Origin of the sequence: Tunicatimonas sp. (assembly GCF_049647865.1) — a bacterium.
Classification (GTDB): domain Bacteria; phylum Bacteroidota; class Bacteroidia; order Cytophagales; family Cyclobacteriaceae; genus Tunicatimonas.
In genome coordinates, this window is the sequence record NZ_JBARYM010000020.1 from 1 (window position 1) to 18106 (window position 18106).

Below are 18106 nucleotides of genomic sequence, written 5' to 3' on the forward strand. Positions count from 1 at the left end.
TGCTAAGTATATTTCTAAGGTAGCTAAATGGCTCCATGATGGTCCTTTTAATAAATCAGATGCTCATCCTCTGAGGCACCGCTATATTTACTTAAAAGTATTCAAGAACAAGCGCGAGCAGATCGTAAGAGTTGACCTAACTACCCTACTGTATATTGAAAATGAAAAGAACTATCTCACCCTTCATTTAGATAACGAAAAAATCATAATACGTCATACCCTCCAAGGAATACTACCGGAGCTAAATCAATATTTTATACGAATTCACAAATCATATATTATTAATATTGACCGAATACAGTTTATAGAAAAAGCTGCCGTTGTTCTGGATAACCACTTGAAAGTTCCATTATCAGCGCGGCACCGTTCTAGACTATTAGATACCATTCAAAAGTTCCGCTCCTAAAACGTACTTGGCGCCTGGAACTATTTTGACCTTATACAACGCAATTTCAGCACAAAGTCTTGTGAACTGTCTTTTTCGTTCTTTGAAATAGCTATTTTTAGAAAAAAAAGAATGGCATTTACCATACATCTTGACAATAATACCGAGGAATTGTTGAAGCTCATTCAGCAAGAAATAGGCGTGAAGTCCAAAACCCAAGCAATCAGGGCATTGATTCATAATTTTAGTACCCATCAGCAACTACAGGAGTCTTATCTTACGATTCAGCGGGAAAACGAAGTGTTGATGAACGTAAATTTTGTTTCCAAAGTCTTAACAAAGCTGGATGCTAAATTAACTTCAGGTAGGGACGATACGCCCCCTCCTAAGTACTCAGAACAGACCTAATGTAGACAGGCTACTACAATTATAACCAGAGAGGTTATTGGCGGATACTTTATGTCCTTACTACCGCTCTTTCTACTCTAATATGACCCTACATCCTTACAATTTTACGATCAACACCTTGTAGTAATTATTGATGGTTGACGTTGTCCTTACCTAACCTATTTTACGAATGCTAACACCGCGCACCGAACAAATTACCCTTTCTTACTGCTCAAAGAGTAGTAGCCTTCGCAGTAATAGCCAGTACACCTGGTTATTCGAGTTGATTGAAAATCATCAGCATGCTATAGATTGCATGTCACAATACTGGGTGGTTGAGCTTATTGAAGGGCATGTTAATTGTCAATGTTACGAACAGACAGACGGAAAAGAAATTGCGCATTTCAGTTTTAAAGCCTTTGAGGAAATGCTAACTATGCGTAAGGTTGGTCTACTAATCACGAACCATCAGTGTCTATTACTTAACTTTCCAACTAGTTAGATTGCACTTGTAGAGCTGTTGGATGAATTAGGTTTTTTCTTTCAAAGAGCTTATTGAATATCACGTACTAACTACGAATGATGAAAGAGTAACACCTCGCTGGCTAGTACCCTTTTTGAAACAGCAAATTATAGCTATGCACTATTATAAAGTCTAGATACGCTGCTTCAACTCCGTGAGTAACGTGCATAACATTTTGGGAATCTTTATTGATATCGGCAGCCCTTATTGAGTGGATAAAATTTAAACGCACCATTATCTAACTCTTGGTTCCTATGACATGTTTTAATGATTTGTATATACTTAGAACTAATGAAAAGCCTTCTCAGCGACCCTTGTACGATTATAATGGCGAAGCTCTTTGCCCAGTGTATAGCGTTTATAAGCTTGACCAATTAATTGAAACGGAAAGATGATACAACCAACCAGCCCACTAAATACGAAGATGACTACGTAGAATGTTAATGGGGCAGAGATGATATAGTGGTTCTTTAACCAATTTCTAAGAAAGCGTATACCGGCAAACGCTCCACAAGCCAGGTAGAGATAGCGCAAAAAATACTCAATCTCATGTTGTCCGTTTTGAAGTAGTGCCCGGGCCTCTTGCGAATTTAATAGATAAGCGGATACACCAAGAATAAGCAGGTAGAGGTACAATACTTGGTTGACTGCATCGATTTGTAGTCGTATTGAATTCGTGGTGACATCGTATCTTCGTTCATTACAACGGTGGCATACAGCTTCCGTATATTCCGACGAACAAGTAACACACAATCCAGCATGGCAATCCTGGCAAAATGCCACTGCGGGTTGATGGGGATGGTTTCGGCAATGCATAGCGATTCTTATAACGTATTATCTATTTGTATAATTTGCAAAATTCAAGCCCTATCCAACGAACAGTTAATAAATAATAATAAAGCATTAGATAATATAATTTACTCAATTGGGCGAAAGCCCGTCGCCTTCAGGCACGGGATGAGGAGGGATGGGTAGAGCATCAGTGGTTCTTTTGATCATCGATGTACTTCTTGATGGTACTTTCTGAGATATGCCCTACCGATTCAACATAGTAGCTTCTTGTCCACAGTGTTGGAAGGCGTTTCTTCAACTCAGGAAACTCTTTTCTCAACAGAAACGAGGAATAACCCTTGAATTGATTAGCCAAAAATTGCGGGGCATGTATCGGTTTTGCATTCACAAAAAGATGAACATGGTCGGGAAGTACTTCCAGCGAGCCTATCTCTACTTCAAGTTCTTTGGCCTTTTCGTAGAGTATCTCTTTCAAACGTTCAGCAATCCTTCCTTGCAAAACTTTGCGCCGATACTTGGGGCACCAAATGAAATGATAAGCCGTATTGAACACGCAGGTTTTGGAGGTTTTCCATCGTTGAGTTGCCATACACAAATATACTAAAATAGTATATGAATGTCAGATATATATTGTATATTAGTGATGTGCAAACGATCACCTACAAGCGTAAATTAAAGCTAAACAAGCAACAACAACAGCGAGTTGATAGCTGGATTGGGGCTTGTAGGTATGTGTACAATCTTGCGCTAGAAACGCGAATAGAGGCTTGGAAGAAGCAAAAGAGTGTTGGCAAATACGAGTTGATGAAACAGTTGCCCGCACTAAAATCAGTAGACTGGATAGCCGATGTTCCGAGTCAATCTCTGCAAAATGTGATTGAGCGGTTGGATGTAGCGTATCAGAATTTTTTTGCGGGGGGCGGTTTTCCTCGGTGGGCTGCCAAGCAACGCTACAATTCTATCCTTTTCAAGTCCGTTCAGGTGCAGGGCAACATGGTGAGATTGCCCAAACTAGGCATGATTAAAACGTTCAAAGATCGGTTTGTACACGGCACCCCTAAAATAGCAACTATTATTCGTGAGCACGATGGCTACTACATCTGTATCACGTCCACCGTGGACGCGGCCCACATTGCGCAATATCCTATCCGGCTGGCGAGCGAGAGCCAAGCGGTCGGTCTGGATATGGGTATTGCTCATTTTTGTGTCAACACGGCAGGTGAGTATACACCTAATCCCCGTCACTTTGCTAAGTATGAGCGGCAACTACGGATTGCCAACCGCTCGTTAGCCCGAAGGAAGAGGGGATCAGCTAACTGGTACAAGAAGAAAGCTAAGCTCTCCCGACTACATGCTAAAATTGGCCGGGTACGTCGTGATTTTCTACATCAACAAAGCTGGAAAGTGATACGGGATAATGGTTTGATAGCGGTTGAAGATTTGAAAGTGAGAAACATGGTTCGCAGCAGATTGGCAAAGCATATTAGCGATGCCGGATGGTCTACTTTCCGCAACCAGCTTGCCTACAAATCAGATTGGTATGGTCGCACATTGATTGCTGTTGACCCTAAGTATACTTCTCAAACCTGTTCTGAGTGTGGGCACAAAGAGAAAGAAAATCGGCAATCACAAGCTAAATTTGTGTGCCGATCTTGTGGGGTAGAGCAAAATGCTGATGTGAATGCAGCGAAAAATATTCTAGCCAGGGCTTTGGCTAATGTCTCTCAACGTGATGCGTTAGCATGTGCGTGAGGCAAGAACCCCGCGCCCTTCAGGGGCGGGAGGATGTCAGTATTGAGGATACTACTGATTGATAACTTCAACTGTACTGCGTACTTTCGAGGCAAATTGGAATTTTACTTCTTCAATTACTCATTGGATGTTTACTACTAATATTTTTTTTAAGTTTGAATAGCCAAGAACTTCACGTTCAATATGAACCAACCACCCCGTATACAAACCAAAACGTATGCCCAGGCCTTAGCGCTTGCCAAAGACCATTTACTGGAGCTTAGTCAACATCAAGTCATTAAGCACTGGGCGCTGGAGCACAACATTAACTACACCAGTATAGTCAAGATAAAAAACGGTAATCTAACTAAATTCTCTCCGCTTCTTATATCGAAGATCCTAACCTTCCTTGGCTACGAAGTGCTACTAACCCGGGACTATCTGGATGATCAACCGGCCGCTAAAAGTGTCTACTATATTATTAAACGTATTGCACCAAAGAAGCCCTGATACTTATCGGATACTTTATCCGAAGACCTTTTATAGTCTTCTCCCCTTTCGGGGTTTCAGGTCATCCTTTTTTACGTGATCAGCTTTTAATTTCTCTAATTGCTTGTTCAACTTGGTTAATTTCTTTTTTAATTGATTCAACCATTGCGGCTGCTGGTAGTTCGCCACGCTCTCTTGCAAGTTGTTGAATTGCTCGTTGAGCTTCTGCAATCTCCCCGTCTTTTCCTTTAATACACTGATATTGTTGTTGAACTGCTTGATCAAGGCTGCTTGGTTCACTCTTGGTTGCATTGGTGTTTTTTCGGCTCTTTCTGCCACCGTTTTGCTTTGCGTGATTTGCCGCTGAAGCAGGTTTTGTAAGCTGGTAGTATTTTTCTTTAAGGTCTTGGTATTGTCTAGCAGCCAGATTTTTTTTTTGCTCCAGTGTGGCAATTTCACCCTGAAGTTTCTTGAGTCTTCTTTCTTCTTCTTGCCGTTTATACGCTACGGCTTCTAACCGTTTGCGGTTTGAGTTTACCCGAAGCACCCCCCGTTCCATAGATAACTGCTCCGATACGGTATCTTGTATATGCGATAGATCCGCCCGATTAAACCGCAGCATTGTTCCGGTCTCTTTATTTTGCCAGTCAAAAAGCAGGTGAGCGTGGTAGTTAATCGACTGCCGATCCTTTCCTTCATCGCGGTGAATATGAATCTGAAAACAGCTTATCTTATGATGTGCTTCCAGTACCTTGGCTAATCCCATCACATCAGCCATGCTATGCCGCTTCTCTAAGTTTACTACTGCTTCCCGGATAGGAATAGCATTTCGTTGTAACTTACGCCCGGAGACGGCCTTACAATGCGCCGCAATAGTAATGGTTCGATTACTCACTGTGTCCTGTTTCCATGAGTCATTGTGGAGACTTAATTCAGCAAACACATAGTCCAGGACAACGAGCCGTTCATTATGAGCTTCCGATGACGGTTTGACTGCATTAAAATGTATAGACGATTGAGCCATTTTGTAATCGTTTAATTTTAAAGTTGTTAGTGGGCTAGCAACTTTACATAATCTGAGCTTTTTCTAGGGTAGTAAATTTAGGTTTTCTATCCAACCAATCCCTCTAATTTATATATATAGTTACTCTTAATCTTTATTAATCCATAAATCAATCGTTCTATTTACTTTATTTGAAGTCTTTCAGCCGAATGTAAAGTCACATCAAGACTCATACTCATAAAATGCACGTTATATACTCATATAATACTTATTGATATTTATTTACTCGCAGAATACTCATAATATACCTGTACAATCGTTATATACTCATATACTACTCATACGATACTTACAGTATACTTACTATTTGATTTGCGAACCCTTCTATCTGTCGTATCTTTACCTACACCAAAGTGCCTACACTAATTTACGAATCGATTTTAGCCAAAAGTACGCAGCCAATGATTACGATAGAAGAAGTTCGTTCTGCTTTCATGGATCGTAGGCGGGGAAGAAACTACCTTCTAGTGCTGTATTATAAAGAGCTATTGGCTAATCGTAAACTTACGGCGCACTTCATTGCCCAACATATCACCAGCCACTTAGGGCTACCGGTCAACTACCGGCTTGTTCAAAATATACGGCTTCGCTATCGTGACGATCTTGAAAAGCAAGACGTTGCTTCTCCATCTTTACCTGAAACTTCACCAGACGAGCACCAGACAGATGGAACGTATGATTTCAATAAGGTTACTTATCAGTCACCGGGGGATCAAGCGATGCGGGAAGCGATGAAGAAATTTAGAAAAGAATAAATTCTATACAGTATACCTATGAAAAAAGTGATTCTTATCAACCAAGCCAAGGGCGGGGTGGGAAAATCGGTGCTCGCCTTTTTATTAGCTGAAAAGTATCCTGAAGCCGAAGTGCTGGATATGGACGATGCCAGTAAGACGACATCACTGCAATTAGCGTATCGTAATCCTACGGCGATCACCTTTTTAAATTCAAACCGCGTGATTGACCGCGGACTATTTAGTAATTTTATAGAAGAGGTTTCTAGTAATGATCCAACATTCTATATCGCTGATCTAGGAGCATCAATATCCGAGCAGCTCCCCCACTACTTCAGTGATGTCGCCCCCTTTCTTAGCGAACTTTTGCCTGAACTATCTGTTCAATTAGAGCTCTATGTAGTTGTGGGGGGGGCTAACATCTACGTTTCAACGATGAGTTATCTTCAAGACCTTCTTGTATCCTTGAATAAAGCGCGCAGCGTTATAAAAGTAAAAGTCTTTAAAAATGACTATTTTGAATTCAGTGCGGACCAACAAAAGCTCTTTAATCAGTTTATTCGGGATCAGGGATTAACGGTACATACGTTTGACATCAGCCGAGACCGTAATGAAAGCACCCAGCTTCGTATTAAAGAAGTGCTAAAATCAGGAAAAGGCATTCATTCCTTCTCCTCTTTTTCAAAGTTTTACTTTACCAATGCTATTAAACAACTCCCGGTTTAAGTGAATGATGTAATGCTATCCGAAGAGAAAAAGAGGAGTTTTTGTGCTGAGATGCTACACCGATACGATGTTAGGCTATCTCCGGACAATGAACTGTTACCTGTGCTGTATTTATGTTATCAAGCGGTGGGTATTCAACAGAAAGCAACAGCTAAACATTTACAACTCCTTAAATTGTTTGAAAAGCAATGGCAGGATGTCTCCCCTACCCCATCTATGCCGAGCGTAACCATTCGCTCGGCTTCGCTTACCCCACCTACCCCACCTAATAATCAACATAAAGATTCTTCCAGAACTAAAAAAGTCATCCAATTTTCATCTGCTCAGCAAGCGTTCTGGTTTGCTTTTGGTCTTATTGGTCTTCCCCTTACTGTCCTGGGGGCTTTACTTATTTTTCTTTTGTACTAATCCCAATTTTTGCGAAGTTTCGTAGGTAGAGTGTCGCTTCACTTAGCAGGAATCTTACTAAATTTTTCGTTGAAGTTGACATCTTAAAAAAACTTTTTTACGGAATGCTGTTATAATTAAATATAATTGATTAGCATTGTTATAATAGTTAGAATATATTATAATTAATTATAATACTAAAAATAGTTATGAAAGTTATTTGTTTTGTGAACAATAAAGGAGGGGTTGGTAAAACTTCTAGTGTACAAAACGTGGGTGCTGGCTTGGCGAGAAAAGGATTTAAGGTTGTTTTGATTGACGTAGACCCTCAATCAAATCTTACCATATCCTTTGGCATTGATAAGTACGCGGTGGAACACGATGCGGGAGATTTTATGCTTGGCAGCAAAACGTTTGAGGAAGTAGCCATGAGCTCTGATAATTTATCAATTATACCGGCTTCGGATAAATTAGATAAAAAAGAACGGGTACTACAAGGGGAAAATATGTATCACACCTTTCTTCGGCGAAAGCTACGGGCTATTGAGTCGTTTGACTACTGTCTGATTGATTGCCCGCCGGCTTTAGGGGCTATGACGGTCAACGCATTATACGCATCAGACTATTTCTTCGTACCGCTGCAAGCCGAGTTTTTCTCCTACGAGGGTATCCGAAAGATCCTACATTTTACGGCTGAAATACAGCAGGAAACTGACTTACGGTTAGGAGGCGTGTTTGCCACCCGGTTTAATCCCCGTGAGCGGCGTAAGCTGTCTAGGGACTTAGTGGATTCTACGGCACAACAACTGGGGGATCGTTATATGGCAAATTGCAATATTCGGGTTAATATCGCGGTTTCTGAGGCGCAAGCAGCGGGGGAGGATGTGTTTAGCTACGCCCCAACCAGTAATTCAGCGAAGGACTATGAGGCATTAACGGACGAAATTATCCAACGGACAACGCATGGCTAAGAAATTTGAATTTGCGCCATTACAGGCAACGAAAGTAGAAAAGAAAGAAGCGAAGGTAGATGAACCCAAGAAAGCGGTTAAGGTAGCTGCTAAGGTACCCAGTGAGCTGCACGATCACTTGGTATCATATTGCTTTTATAACTACTCTACGCATGAGGAAGTAATCACGCAAGCATTGCAAGCATTCTTTCTAGACAAAGAGTATAAACCACTGCCTGAAAAAATAAGAAACCGCCCCCGCCCCGGGCGAAAAAGAACCAATTCAAACAAAGGGCCTAAACCGTAGTATACGATCAAACGGCAGTCTTATGGGTAGCCAGCCCAAGACGCTTTATAAATTCTTGATAAGCCCATCCGGTCCGATTACCCATTTTAACTTTTTCGGATTCTAAGTTTAGTTGGTAGGACAGTTCACAGACGTGTTTATGAGAGGTGGTGCTTAAGAGCTTCCCGATCTGATGATCGCTTAACGACCACTTCTTCAGGACGCGAAGGGCATTGTGGGTATAGTTAACTGGTTGACCGTCTTTTCCTAATGCTACCTGTTCGGTCAAAGCAGTAGAAACGTCTAGCTTTTCACTTTCGTTTGTTGTGCTGATATCAAACATCTTAAGTTGGATCGGCTGGGTGGCTTTGATACGGTTAATAGTTAGCGAGCTAATCGATCGTCCAATCCGGTTGGTATCGTACGAAAAGGCCATATCCGTCTGAGATAGCTCTTCGCAAATAGGTTCTATGATTCTCTTTTTTAAATCCCGCCAAGCATGATACTTTCCATTTAAATCTAATAACTGCCTAAGATAATCCAGGTCAATGTCTACCGATGTCCACCGGTGGCGGGCCCTTAGCCACATATAGAAGCGAATAGCGTAGGATGTTGACATTTGGAACAACGTAGGAAAATCACACATCGTGAAACTGCCCTGAAGTTGAAGCAAATAAGGAACAACATCCTCGTTAAAACGTACCCTAATATGACCTTCCCCGTGCGTATACTTACAGTAACGCATTAACGGAAATGAAGCAAACTCTTTTCTGCTCAACTCCTCAACGGTGATATTCCGCTTAGTGAGTGAATCGCCAGCCCGTTTGATATTCTGATACGATGACCCGGTGGGTTTATCGTAAAACAGCGAAACGGGAATATGGAATTCCCCCAACTCTTTCTTGTCTTTTGTAATCATGGCTAACATTACTAGAAATATTTTCATTTCCAGCGTCCCCATGATGTATTTAGCGTTCACTAAGTTGTTGTGTTGAACGACGACGCGCAGATCAGGCAGGTTCAAATTCGGTCGTTTCATAAGGTGTCGGTATTGTGTTTTGCTGCTTCTATTTGGGGAAATTTACTGAACTTTCCAAATCTTCAGTAAAGGATTATATATGGTATACTTTTTTGTCCACATGGTATACTTTTTTGTCCACACTAGTATACTTTTTTGTCCACAGCAATATACTTTTTTGTCCACGTCAATATACCTTTTTGTCCACTTTATAAGCATCTACTCCTTATAAGGAAAAAATAGGTAATAGAAAAATCGCCATCAATACGCGATTTTTATATATACTTTTTTGTCCACACTACTGAATATTAGTTAAACCTGCCAACGAATGGGTTTTCATCAATATACTATTTTGTCCACAGTACTTGCCGTGTAGCCAATATTGAATCAAATGGGGCATATACTATTTTGTCCACGTTAATAGTATTCAACTCAAATATTACCCGTTTTTGCTGTGTATACTAATTTGTCCACGTTATATACAACATACATATCTTTCACCAGAGCAATATTGTGTACTATTTTGTCCACAGTAACTACAGTCCAGCTAAAAATGAATGAAATGGGGTATATACTATTTTGTCCACTTTAATAGAAAACTATCGTTGTAAAATGGTAATACTCTCAAAACAATTTTTTAAAAAAGTTTGCATATTAGCGAAAAACCAATTCTATTTGTTAAACAAAGCTGTACCATTGGTGCAACTTTATAGTACCCTTATTGCTTGACTATTCATTATTGGCGGTTAACTGTGCTATTTACTTTTAAATAATAGTTGCACCAATAGTGCAACTATAAATTGGTAGCTTATGCTCTTGCTTTCAATTCCTTTACTTCCACACTATGCGATACTATCCGGTCTGGTGGTAGCGGTTCACTGGTACTGGCTGTTTTTTCTGAAGGATAAGACGAACAAAACCAAGAACCCAGTAGCCACTATATCTACGGCTCCAGCGGTCGCACCCTCGGGGGAGACACGGACGACCGTCTCGGTCGCTAGTAGTGATCATCTCACGGGCAATCATGTAGACCATTCTTTATTTACGAGTGTACAGTCTGAGGATAGCATAGAAAAATCGCAAGCAGTAACCCCAGATTTATTGCGTAAGCGCCACGCAGGGAAAAGTATTATAACTCTATTGGATAAACTAGATCGTCGTGATTTAGACCCAGACAGCCAAGAATACTTAAATGCACTGGCAGCCCTTACGCAAGAAGACGCCCTTGTCTATCGACCACAACAATTAAATCTTTCACTTTAACCAGTTAATTCTTTTACTATGAAACGCAACAAATTTTCAATGACCACGATTAGCTGCTTTGCCTTAATGACGTTCGTACTGATCGTTATGCCAAGCCTTGGCATTTTTGCTCAAGATGCGGAACCTTTAGCAAAATTCAATCAATCGTTAACCACTGCCAGTACCTCCATGGGAACAACATGGCCCTTTATCCGAAACATCCTATACATAGCGTTGGGATTAGTAGCGGCTATCATCTTACCACAAAAAGTCAGTAAAATGCAAGACGGTGGTTCACCGGAAGCCAAGTCAGCGGTGATGCAGTGGGGTGGGGGACTGGTCTTTGCCTTTCTGGCACTATACGCTATTGGGGCTATTTTCTTTACCGCCTAATTCATTACTAGAAAAAACCCCGACAGTGATGTATCATTCAACCAAAGTTTTCATCTCCTTACTGCTCAGCATGACAATCAGTAGTGCGGTTCAGGCAGAAAGTTTGTCGGGGTATTATTTAAGTTATTTGGGAAGTGACACATTAGATACGGTCACCAAATTTATTTATCTAGCCTGTGGTATTGGGGCCGGCATCAATGTAGTAAGCGTAGCCCGCCGTATTCTTAGCGGTGAAGAAGCACAACAACGCACAATTAATTGGGCAGTATCCTTACTACTTGCTTGTTTATTATTTGTTACCATCAACATCCTTCGTGGAACTAGTATAGGAACTGGGATAACCGGAGTTACCGGTTTAGTACCAACGCTACTACAAAAGCTTACTGAAATATGGCCGTTCGTTTGGCCGGTAGTACTAGCTGCCATTGGCCTAGGGGCTGCCCTTATTTTACCCGGTAAGATCCGTCTGGTGCAGCAGGGTGAACTAGAAGGGAGAGGACAAATTGTAGGCTGGGTAACGGGGCTAACACTAGGATTGTGCTTTATCTATATCGTTAACATTGTTTTTTTCTAACACGATTATGGCTGTATTATTTCTTAGCGGAACACTGAAGGATACTATTATTGATGACTTTCTTGATCGCTTTGTCATTCCTGAACAACAAGCCATTATTCCGCTGATGGTTTTTGCTTCACTGGCTGTTGCTCTGTACTATATTCCTGGATTGGCGGCAAAACTAAGAAGAGGGGACTATAATTTTAACGCAAGCCTAACCCGGTGGTTCTTTGGTCTGGTGTTGATCTTTGGTCTTCCTCCGTTGCTAGCCAAAGTAATACTGAATAAGTCCGTTACTGAAGTGACCAGTGGCACGGTTAATATCAATGATTTAAAACCATCGGCGTACGCCACCCAGGCATCGTTGGATAAAAGCATTAATGCGCAAAAACTGAATTTGCAAAACTATGTATTCATTAAGACTCCTTTTGAAGCTGAGCAGTACAAACGGTTGGGTAACGACAAAGATGCGGTTCCCAGCGAGTTCGGCTACAAAGTATGGTATCCGGAAGGATTAAAATAGAAAACGAGCATGGATTTATTATTTGCCATTCAAAACGATCTTCTTTTGGGGTGCCTGATTATCACTTTTATCGCCTTTGTCATTTCAGGGACAAAGGTAGGTATCGCCTTATTTCGGGGGGAGACGGCAGACACCGAAGTGTTCCGCATTGTTACGTCTTTCTTATTGGTTTTTGGCTTTCTACATTTACTAGGATCATTTCTACCATGACAAAAAACACAATAATATACTCGAACGAACGGGGTTTGGACAGTGAACTGGAGTTCCAAGGAATTAAAGGCCGGTACGTATGGTGGCTATTTATTGGGTTAACCGCAGCCATTGTACTGGCGATGCTGATCATGATGGCTGGCAGTGATACGCTGGCTATACTCGTTTTTGTAGGAAGTTTTATCGGCATACCTTTTTACGTCATTCACATGAACCGTACCTACGGTCGATGGGGAATGGTACACAAGCGCATCAATGCCCATCTACCCCAAGCTATTACGCTTAAGCCTCGTCACAGTATCATTAAACGATCGTAAGTATGTCTACCAAGAATATTGCATTGGATGAAGTCTTTCCCATTTATGCGATTGAGCGAAATATCATCGTCAATAAGAACGGTGATCTAACGATACCGTATGTGCTGACCTTACCAGAATTCTGCACCTTGGGCCGCAGTGACTACCTGCGTATCCACAATACGTTTGTCCGTAGTTTGGATACCCTTCCGGTGGGCATGGTGTTACATAAACAAGATTGGTTCATCCGTCATCCCTATCAGCCTGCTGCTGATCAACGGGTTAGCCCGTTAGTGCATAATACCTTGGAGCGGCACTTTACTGGGCGTATGTGCACCGAGCACCGATGCTTAATTTTCATCACCCGTACGGTGCCTATGGCACTGAAGAGAAAAAGTAATCAGACTTCGTTACTATCGCGACGATTGGTTCCGCAGGAGATTACTACCCAAAAATACGCGGACCGATTGGAGGAAGATGCGGCGCAATTTGTGGCGAATTTAGAAGCGACCAGTTTGCTAAAACTACAACGCCTTCGGGAAGAGCAGATCGATTATCAGCACACCACTGATAGTCTATACCAAAATTACTTCTCCCTCTCATTTCATGATGATGCGGTTACCGATATTGAGCTACGGCCCTCACTGCGGGTGAATGGAAATTATTGCGGGGTGGTAGCGGTGAGTGAAACCCACCAATTGCCCGGTCAAATATCCCCGCTGACGAATATCAATAAATACCGTAATAACAAGCATGTCGTCGCTTCTTCTACGGCAGGACAAATGGGCATGTTACTACCCTTTGATCATGTATACAACCAAGTATACGTACGGGTTGATCATGATAAATTACTCAATGAAATTGAGCAACAAGCTAACTATATGAGTAGCTTCTCGAAGGCCAGTATGCAAAACGAAACAAACATGCGGCTTAAACGATCCTTTTTGGAAAAGGTAAAGGAAACGGGAGAGCGTGTTATTAAAACCCACTGTAACGTACTCACCTGGCATCCGAATGAAGAGACCATGCTGGCGAACCGTAGCCTGGTTAAGTCCGCTTTTACCACGGTAGGATTCTCTCCTCGGTTAGCGGTCAATGATGCAGCCGTCCTGTACTGGTCTAGTATTCCGGGCAATGCGGGTGAGCTAGGAAAAGACAATTTGGCTACTTGTTTCACGGAGTCGGCAGGATGTTTGTCTTGCTGGGAAGGGGGGTACCAAAATAAAACGTTTGGTACCCATGGGGTGAAGTTAACTGATCGGTTAGGAATACCCCGCATGGTAGACATCTTTGTGGAACCGTACGATAGAAAGATCATTGACAACCGGAATGCCCTGGTTGTAGGACCATCGGGCTCAGGAAAATCAGTTATGATGAACTTCATTCAGTACTACCTATATACCCAGCAAACCCAGATTATTGTCGTCGATACGGGTAACTCCTATAAACGCCTGTGTGACCTGATCGGCGGAGTGTATATTAACTTTGATGAGGATAAACCTATGCGGTTCAATCCGTTTTATTGGCGAGACGGGAAGCTCGATGCTGCCCAGGAAACGGATGCCAAGCGAAACATTGTTGATCTACTGATTGCCCTGTGGAAGAAAGAAGAAGAGCCAGTTACCAAATCAGAAGACGTAGGGATAGAGAGCATGGTCTACGGGTTCTACCGGTACTTAGAAGAACAGGACCAATATATTTACCCATGCTTTGATCGTTTCTTTGATTACTTCACGGATGTTTTTGTAGCTCAAAGTGAGCGGGAAAACGTACGGGAACAGGATATAGACCTAAAAAATTTCGCTTTTGTCATGCGCCGCTTTTATAAAGACAATCACTTTGGGTTTTTACTCAATGCCGGCCCCAATGATATTATTAATCACCTGATGGATGCTCCTTTTATTGTCTTCGAAATGGATAATATCAAAGACAATCCGACGCTTCATACCGTCGCTACAATGGCCGTGATGAATTTGTATATCCGCAAATTATTCCGGGGAGGCGAAGCTATTTTTAATATGCTGGTGGTGGAAGAAGCCTGGCGACTGGTGCGGGAGCCTCGCTTTGCCAAGTTTATGAAGTGGACCTCCAAGACCGTGAGGAAGCACCATGGTTCTTTGGTGACGGTCGCGCAGGAACCCGAGAACCTAGAATCCGAAATCGTCAAGGAAGCGATTGTTGTTAACAGTGCTATTAAAATTTTGATGGACTTCTCTCAGTATCGTAACAAAACGGAACAGGTGCAGCAGACGCTGAACCTCTCGGACGAAGAAGTCGAACTGCTCATGTCGGTGAACCAAGGGCGTGACCCCAATCGGAATTATAAGGAATCATTGATCTCATGGAACGGTCACGCGAAAGTGTATGGAGTAGAGTTAAGCGGAGAGGCCTATGCTGCGTTTACCACGACGAAGGATGAGGTAACCGAGATTGAAAAACTAAGTAAACGAACCGGATCATACGAAGAAGCAATTAAAGCTTACGCTCGTGGGGATAAGTCCTTGCGCCCTAAGCGATCCCAATCCCGTAAAAATACCGTCGAGTTATTAACCATTAAATGATGAGAATTACGACAATATTGTCTCTACTGCTGGTTGTATTTAGTTCCTGTAACCGAGATCGGTATACGGGTGACCAAGAAACCCCCAACCCCTTAGAGGAGGAAATTACTTACCCGATAGTTTCCCAAGGTGTAACCAAGACCTATTTATTAGAGTACCTTGCCGAAAATGGGCTTGACGTAGAAAAGTCAGGAAAAGGAGCGAACCTGGATGAACTCAATGCGCTTCCCTTTATGCAGATCAGCGATGAAGGGAAGCGATTCTACGGCCACTACGTTCGCTTAAATTCGGCTGGTGAGCCTAATGAAAAGTTCCGTTTGACAATTAATGAGCACCCTATGTATAGTAACTTTATGGGATTGTACTGGGAGGTACATAAAAACCCTCCCTTGCTTAACTTGATGTGGTTTGATCCACGAAATAATATGCTCCAGGGGCGGATTGCCAACCTGATGCAACCCTATAGCTACTGCCGGTTGGATGAGGAAGGGACATTGCTTACGCAGACGTATATCGATATCCAGTCCGGCGAAACCAACGTAACACATTTTAAGAAAGTATCCCCAATCGTTACCCAATGAGCAGTTACGACGTAATTAATAACGCTATAGACGAAGCATTCGCTAACGTAGATAAACTAGTGGAACTAGGGTTATTTACCGAAGGGGCCCGCGCTATTGGTATGATCGGTGCTACCTTGTATATCTTTACCCGCTTATGGTCACCAATTGCCCATAATAAAGAGATTGACTTTTTTCCTTTATTTCGCCCCTTCGTATTGCTAGTAGCAATTACTTCCTCCAGCGTAATTTCAACGACCCTGAAGGTTGTATACGAAGACTTAAATTTAGTTTCTGGGGTGGATGTTGAACTGAAAGCGTCCCGCCTTCGCTTAGATCAAGCTATTGAGCAGCGGGAAATAGTTTACCGGGAATACGTGCGGCTACAGAACCAAAATGACCTTGTTGATGCTTTTGGCAATATTCTCTCCCCATTCGGTTACGCCCAATTTGGATGGGAGGTATTAACCTATGGAACTGATAGTGGACAGGAGTTCTTAGTGAAAGCGTTCGTATGGTTTTCTGACGGAATAGGGGTATTGGGCTATTTTATTATTACGATCTTTTCAAATTTTTTCATTCGTATGCTAAGTTTAGTGGCCCCCCTTGCGTTCGCGTTTGCCGTCTTTGATGGATTCACCCAAAATGCCCTTCACTGGTTTGCTAAGTACATCAATACGCTATTGTTGCTATCTATTTGTAAGGTGTATACCATATTCACATTTTACCTTCAACTGCCCTTTATTGAAAACTCGCTTCAGATGGCCGTAGGGCAAACGACCCTTTACGTGCTAGTCATGCTCCTATCCCTATTGGGTTACTTTTTTATACCGGAAATGGCGTCCGCTACGCTGAGTGTAGGAGGGGTAGGGCGTTCCTTGATGATGGCAGGTGCCAAGACAATTGCTATGAAGAATCTTGCAACCAATACTGTGACAGCTCCACTACGATTATTAAAACGATGAAAAAAATGAACTACCATCAATCTGAGGAACGGATTGAGTCATTCCTGGATAAGGGAATCAAAAAAGCCCGGCGTCATCCAGGTTCTAAGAATCTTAAAGCTAGCGTCCTGCGAAGGATGACACGATGGCAGTATCAGGTTGGCTTTCAGTTACGCAACACCCTACTCGTTTTACTACTGATCGCCTTTCTACTCTACGGGACGTATCTTCTTATTCAAGTTATTGAAAATGTTCAATCCTTATAATTATGAAATCCTTACGCAACATGAATGTAAGTTTCCGCCGGGTCCAGATTCAGGCGATGACTTCAAGTATTATTTCCGGGGCTATTGCGATTGCTGCCTTATACTTTTCGTACGACTACGTGCGGCGTCATAAAGACGATATGTACGTGATGAATGAATCGGGGGCAACCTACGCAATGTCAGTATCAACAATTGAAGAAAACCGGCCAGTAGAAGCACGTAATCACGTAATGCGCTATCATAACTTGATGTTTAGCATAGACCCTGACCCCACCGTTATAGAAGAGAACCGTCGCAAGGTAGAATATCTAGGAGATCGTAGTATTTTAGAACCCTACAACCAGCGGAAGGAAAGTGGTTTTTACAATAAGCTTATATCCAACAATATGCAGCAACGGTTTCAGTTGGATAGTATCATTATGCGGGACTACCCAAGAATTGTTGTATACGGCAAGGAGTATATTAGTCGCCCTTCTTCCCGACGAATCAAGCGACTGGTCACATCCTGTGTCATGGTTGATGCGCAGTATCGCTCAGATCATAATCCCAACGCATTTTCTATGCAACAATTTTATGTAGTGGAGAGTAGGGCACTAAAAAATGAAGAAGTCTATTAAAAAGTTTTAAATAAGTTACTCGCACGATACCATGAATACCATTCAACGTACCCTACAAATCAGTAGCTTAGTGATGATTATCAGTTGCGCATCGGGCCCATTGGCGCATTCGCAGTGGGTGGTCACTGACTTCTACAATGGAGTAATTAATACGATTACCCAAACGATCAATGCGGCCATGCAGATCCTGGACAGCGAAGCCTTTCAATTCGCCGTCGATGTGGCTGAGAAGGTGAAAGAAGTTCACGGAGGGGTCAAGCAGATTAGTCAAATTAAAGATATTGGGGTGGGGGTAGCCTCAACAGCCCAGAAGTATGCTATGATTGTGGAAGTCCTTCGTAAAGACCCTCATATTGCGGCTAGTGAAGTACAATTTATTCAGGAAGGCATACTAAGTCTTAAGGACCGCGACACACAGTTATTAGAGGACTTAGGCGATTTTTTAAACACGAACCTTATTGAGATGG

Annotated in this window: 25 protein-coding genes; 21 read left to right on the forward strand and 4 right to left on the reverse strand. The window is 42.2% G+C overall.

Annotated features, from left to right (window positions below; all coding sequences use genetic code 11):
- Both WBA23_RS00780 and WBA23_RS00785 read left to right on the forward strand, forming a co-directional pair.
- The coding region (locus tag WBA23_RS00780) for a LytR/AlgR family response regulator transcription factor (RefSeq protein WP_424580323.1) at window positions 1-406 on the forward strand (406 nt) is incomplete at its 5' end.
- Between the two features lie 111 nt (window positions 407-517).
- On the forward strand, window positions 518-793 hold the full coding sequence (locus WBA23_RS00785) for a hypothetical protein (RefSeq protein WP_424580324.1): 276 nt from the start codon (window positions 518-520) through the stop codon (window positions 791-793).
- Window positions 794-1583: 790 nt separating this feature from the next.
- On the opposite strand, the gene WBA23_RS00790 is transcribed toward WBA23_RS00785, so the two are convergent.
- Window positions 1584-2111, reverse strand: a complete 528-nt coding sequence (locus WBA23_RS00790) for a B-box zinc finger protein (RefSeq protein WP_424580325.1) — start codon at window positions 2109-2111, stop codon at window positions 1584-1586.
- 163 nt (window positions 2112-2274) lie between these two features.
- Window positions 2275-2676: an IS200/IS605 family transposase gene (tnpA, locus tag WBA23_RS00795; RefSeq protein ID WP_424580326.1), complete on the reverse strand. Its 402-nt coding sequence runs from the start codon at window positions 2674-2676 to the stop codon at window positions 2275-2277.
- Window positions 2677-2699: 23 nt separating this feature from the next.
- On the opposite strand from tnpA, the gene WBA23_RS00800 reads away from it, so the two are divergent.
- Together WBA23_RS00800 and WBA23_RS00805 are read left to right on the forward strand one after the other, a co-directional pair.
- Complete coding sequence (locus tag WBA23_RS00800; RefSeq protein WP_424580327.1) at window positions 2700-3839, forward strand: RNA-guided endonuclease InsQ/TnpB family protein; 1140 nt, start codon at window positions 2700-2702, stop codon at window positions 3837-3839.
- Between the two features lie 183 nt (window positions 3840-4022).
- Window positions 4023-4328 carry a hypothetical protein gene (locus WBA23_RS00805; RefSeq protein WP_424580328.1) on the forward strand — a complete coding sequence of 102 codons (306 nt, stop codon included), beginning with the start codon at window positions 4023-4025 and terminating at the stop codon, window positions 4326-4328.
- A gap of 79 nt (window positions 4329-4407) precedes the next feature.
- Here the strand turns inward: WBA23_RS00805 and WBA23_RS00810 are convergent, their stop codons facing one another.
- A complete protein-coding gene (locus WBA23_RS00810) occupies window positions 4408-5331 on the reverse strand; it encodes a hypothetical protein (protein WP_424580329.1) in 924 nt (307 codons plus the stop codon).
- Window positions 5332-5723: 392 nt separating this feature from the next.
- On the opposite strand from WBA23_RS00810, the gene WBA23_RS00815 reads away from it, so the two are divergent.
- The 5 genes from WBA23_RS00815 to WBA23_RS00835 all read left to right on the forward strand — a co-directional run bounded on the left by WBA23_RS00815 (window position 5724) and on the right by WBA23_RS00835 (window position 8474).
- Entirely contained in the window at window positions 5724-6125 is a 402-nt protein-coding gene (locus tag WBA23_RS00815; RefSeq protein WP_424580330.1) for a hypothetical protein, read from the forward strand.
- Window positions 6126-6143: 18 nt separating this feature from the next.
- Window positions 6144-6830, forward strand: coding sequence for a hypothetical protein (locus WBA23_RS00820; protein WP_424580331.1), 687 nt, complete (start codon window positions 6144-6146; stop codon window positions 6828-6830).
- Window positions 6831-7238: a hypothetical protein gene (locus tag WBA23_RS00825; RefSeq protein ID WP_424580332.1), complete on the forward strand. Its 408-nt coding sequence runs from the start codon at window positions 6831-6833 to the stop codon at window positions 7236-7238.
- A gap of 188 nt (window positions 7239-7426) precedes the next feature.
- Window positions 7427-8188 carry a ParA family protein gene (locus WBA23_RS00830; protein WP_424580333.1) on the forward strand — a complete coding sequence of 254 codons (762 nt, stop codon included), beginning with the start codon at window positions 7427-7429 and terminating at the stop codon, window positions 8186-8188.
- Complete coding sequence (locus WBA23_RS00835) at window positions 8181-8474, forward strand: hypothetical protein (RefSeq protein ID WP_424580334.1); 294 nt, start codon at window positions 8181-8183, stop codon at window positions 8472-8474. Before WBA23_RS00830 ends, WBA23_RS00835 begins: the two co-directional genes overlap by 8 nt.
- A gap of 7 nt (window positions 8475-8481) precedes the next feature.
- Here WBA23_RS00835 and WBA23_RS00840 read toward each other — a convergent pair whose 3' ends face one another.
- Window positions 8482-9492 carry a replication initiation protein gene (locus tag WBA23_RS00840; protein ID WP_424580335.1) on the reverse strand — a complete coding sequence of 337 codons (1011 nt, stop codon included), beginning with the start codon at window positions 9490-9492 and terminating at the stop codon, window positions 8482-8484.
- Between the two features lie 789 nt (window positions 9493-10281).
- On the opposite strand from WBA23_RS00840, the gene WBA23_RS00845 reads away from it, so the two are divergent.
- The 12 genes from WBA23_RS00845 to WBA23_RS00900 form a co-directional block, all read left to right on the forward strand.
- Complete coding sequence (locus tag WBA23_RS00845; RefSeq protein WP_424580336.1) at window positions 10282-10734, forward strand: hypothetical protein; 453 nt, start codon at window positions 10282-10284, stop codon at window positions 10732-10734.
- A gap of 18 nt (window positions 10735-10752) precedes the next feature.
- Complete coding sequence (locus WBA23_RS00850; RefSeq protein ID WP_424580337.1) at window positions 10753-11106, forward strand: hypothetical protein; 354 nt, start codon at window positions 10753-10755, stop codon at window positions 11104-11106.
- 28 nt (window positions 11107-11134) lie between these two features.
- Window positions 11135-11680, forward strand: a complete 546-nt coding sequence (locus WBA23_RS00855; RefSeq protein WP_424580338.1) for a hypothetical protein — start codon at window positions 11135-11137, stop codon at window positions 11678-11680.
- A gap of 7 nt (window positions 11681-11687) precedes the next feature.
- Window positions 11688-12185 (forward strand): hypothetical protein, encoded by a 498-nt coding sequence (locus WBA23_RS00860; RefSeq protein ID WP_424580339.1) that lies wholly within the window; start codon window positions 11688-11690, stop codon window positions 12183-12185.
- Between the two features lie 9 nt (window positions 12186-12194).
- Window positions 12195-12395 (forward strand): hypothetical protein, encoded by a 201-nt coding sequence (locus WBA23_RS00865; RefSeq protein WP_424580340.1) that lies wholly within the window; start codon window positions 12195-12197, stop codon window positions 12393-12395.
- On the forward strand, window positions 12392-12712 hold the full coding sequence (locus WBA23_RS00870; protein ID WP_424580341.1) for a DUF4133 domain-containing protein: 321 nt from the start codon (window positions 12392-12394) through the stop codon (window positions 12710-12712). Before WBA23_RS00865 ends, WBA23_RS00870 begins: the two co-directional genes overlap by 4 nt.
- A 2-nt stretch (window positions 12713-12714) precedes the next feature.
- Window positions 12715-15252, forward strand: coding sequence for a TraG family conjugative transposon ATPase (locus tag WBA23_RS00875; protein ID WP_424580342.1), 2538 nt, complete (start codon window positions 12715-12717; stop codon window positions 15250-15252).
- Entirely contained in the window at window positions 15249-15833 is a 585-nt protein-coding gene (locus tag WBA23_RS00880; RefSeq protein WP_424580343.1) for a hypothetical protein, read from the forward strand. The genes WBA23_RS00875 and WBA23_RS00880 overlap by 4 nt, the downstream gene beginning before the upstream one ends.
- On the forward strand, window positions 15830-16777 hold the full coding sequence (locus WBA23_RS00885; protein WP_424580344.1) for a hypothetical protein: 948 nt from the start codon (window positions 15830-15832) through the stop codon (window positions 16775-16777). Before WBA23_RS00880 ends, WBA23_RS00885 begins: the two co-directional genes overlap by 4 nt.
- A complete protein-coding gene (locus WBA23_RS00890) occupies window positions 16774-17022 on the forward strand; it encodes a hypothetical protein (protein WP_424580345.1) in 249 nt (82 codons plus the stop codon). The genes WBA23_RS00885 and WBA23_RS00890 overlap by 4 nt, the downstream gene beginning before the upstream one ends.
- A 2-nt stretch (window positions 17023-17024) precedes the next feature.
- On the forward strand, window positions 17025-17639 hold the full coding sequence (locus WBA23_RS00895) for a hypothetical protein (protein WP_424580346.1): 615 nt from the start codon (window positions 17025-17027) through the stop codon (window positions 17637-17639).
- A 31-nt stretch (window positions 17640-17670) separates the two neighbouring features.
- Window positions 17671-18106, forward strand: a 436-nt coding sequence (locus tag WBA23_RS00900) for a hypothetical protein (RefSeq protein ID WP_424580347.1), incomplete at its 3' end; no start/stop codon positions are given.

Bases quoted from the DNA above. Each gene is read 5' to 3' on its own strand.
- WBA23_RS00785 (WP_424580324.1), top strand. From the start codon at position 518: ATGGCATTTACCATACATCTTGACAATAATACCGAGGAATTGTTGAAG.
- WBA23_RS00790 (WP_424580325.1), bottom strand. From the start codon at position 2,111: ATGCATTGCCGAAACCATCCCCATCAACCCGCAGTGGCATTTTGCCAG.
- tnpA (WP_424580326.1), bottom strand. From the start codon at position 2,676: ATGGCAACTCAACGATGGAAAACCTCCAAAACCTGCGTGTTCAATACG.
- WBA23_RS00800 (WP_424580327.1), top strand. From the start codon at position 2,700: ATGAATGTCAGATATATATTGTATATTAGTGATGTGCAAACGATCACC.
- WBA23_RS00805 (WP_424580328.1), top strand. From the start codon at position 4,023: ATGAACCAACCACCCCGTATACAAACCAAAACGTATGCCCAGGCCTTA.
- WBA23_RS00810 (WP_424580329.1), bottom strand. From the start codon at position 5,331: ATGGCTCAATCGTCTATACATTTTAATGCAGTCAAACCGTCATCGGAA.
- WBA23_RS00820 (WP_424580331.1), top strand. From the start codon at position 6,144: ATGAAAAAAGTGATTCTTATCAACCAAGCCAAGGGCGGGGTGGGAAAA.
- WBA23_RS00830 (WP_424580333.1), top strand. From the start codon at position 7,427: ATGAAAGTTATTTGTTTTGTGAACAATAAAGGAGGGGTTGGTAAAACT.
- WBA23_RS00835 (WP_424580334.1), top strand. From the start codon at position 8,181: ATGGCTAAGAAATTTGAATTTGCGCCATTACAGGCAACGAAAGTAGAA.
- WBA23_RS00840 (WP_424580335.1), bottom strand. From the start codon at position 9,492: ATGAAACGACCGAATTTGAACCTGCCTGATCTGCGCGTCGTCGTTCAA.
- WBA23_RS00845 (WP_424580336.1), top strand. From the start codon at position 10,282: ATGCTCTTGCTTTCAATTCCTTTACTTCCACACTATGCGATACTATCC.
- WBA23_RS00850 (WP_424580337.1), top strand. From the start codon at position 10,753: ATGAAACGCAACAAATTTTCAATGACCACGATTAGCTGCTTTGCCTTA.
- WBA23_RS00855 (WP_424580338.1), top strand. From the start codon at position 11,135: ATGTATCATTCAACCAAAGTTTTCATCTCCTTACTGCTCAGCATGACA.
- WBA23_RS00860 (WP_424580339.1), top strand. From the start codon at position 11,688: ATGGCTGTATTATTTCTTAGCGGAACACTGAAGGATACTATTATTGAT.
- WBA23_RS00865 (WP_424580340.1), top strand. From the start codon at position 12,195: ATGGATTTATTATTTGCCATTCAAAACGATCTTCTTTTGGGGTGCCTG.
- WBA23_RS00870 (WP_424580341.1), top strand. From the start codon at position 12,392: ATGACAAAAAACACAATAATATACTCGAACGAACGGGGTTTGGACAGT.
- WBA23_RS00875 (WP_424580342.1), top strand. From the start codon at position 12,715: ATGTCTACCAAGAATATTGCATTGGATGAAGTCTTTCCCATTTATGCG.
- WBA23_RS00880 (WP_424580343.1), top strand. From the start codon at position 15,249: ATGATGAGAATTACGACAATATTGTCTCTACTGCTGGTTGTATTTAGT.
- WBA23_RS00885 (WP_424580344.1), top strand. From the start codon at position 15,830: ATGAGCAGTTACGACGTAATTAATAACGCTATAGACGAAGCATTCGCT.
- WBA23_RS00890 (WP_424580345.1), top strand. From the start codon at position 16,774: ATGAAAAAAATGAACTACCATCAATCTGAGGAACGGATTGAGTCATTC.
- WBA23_RS00895 (WP_424580346.1), top strand. From the start codon at position 17,025: ATGAAATCCTTACGCAACATGAATGTAAGTTTCCGCCGGGTCCAGATT.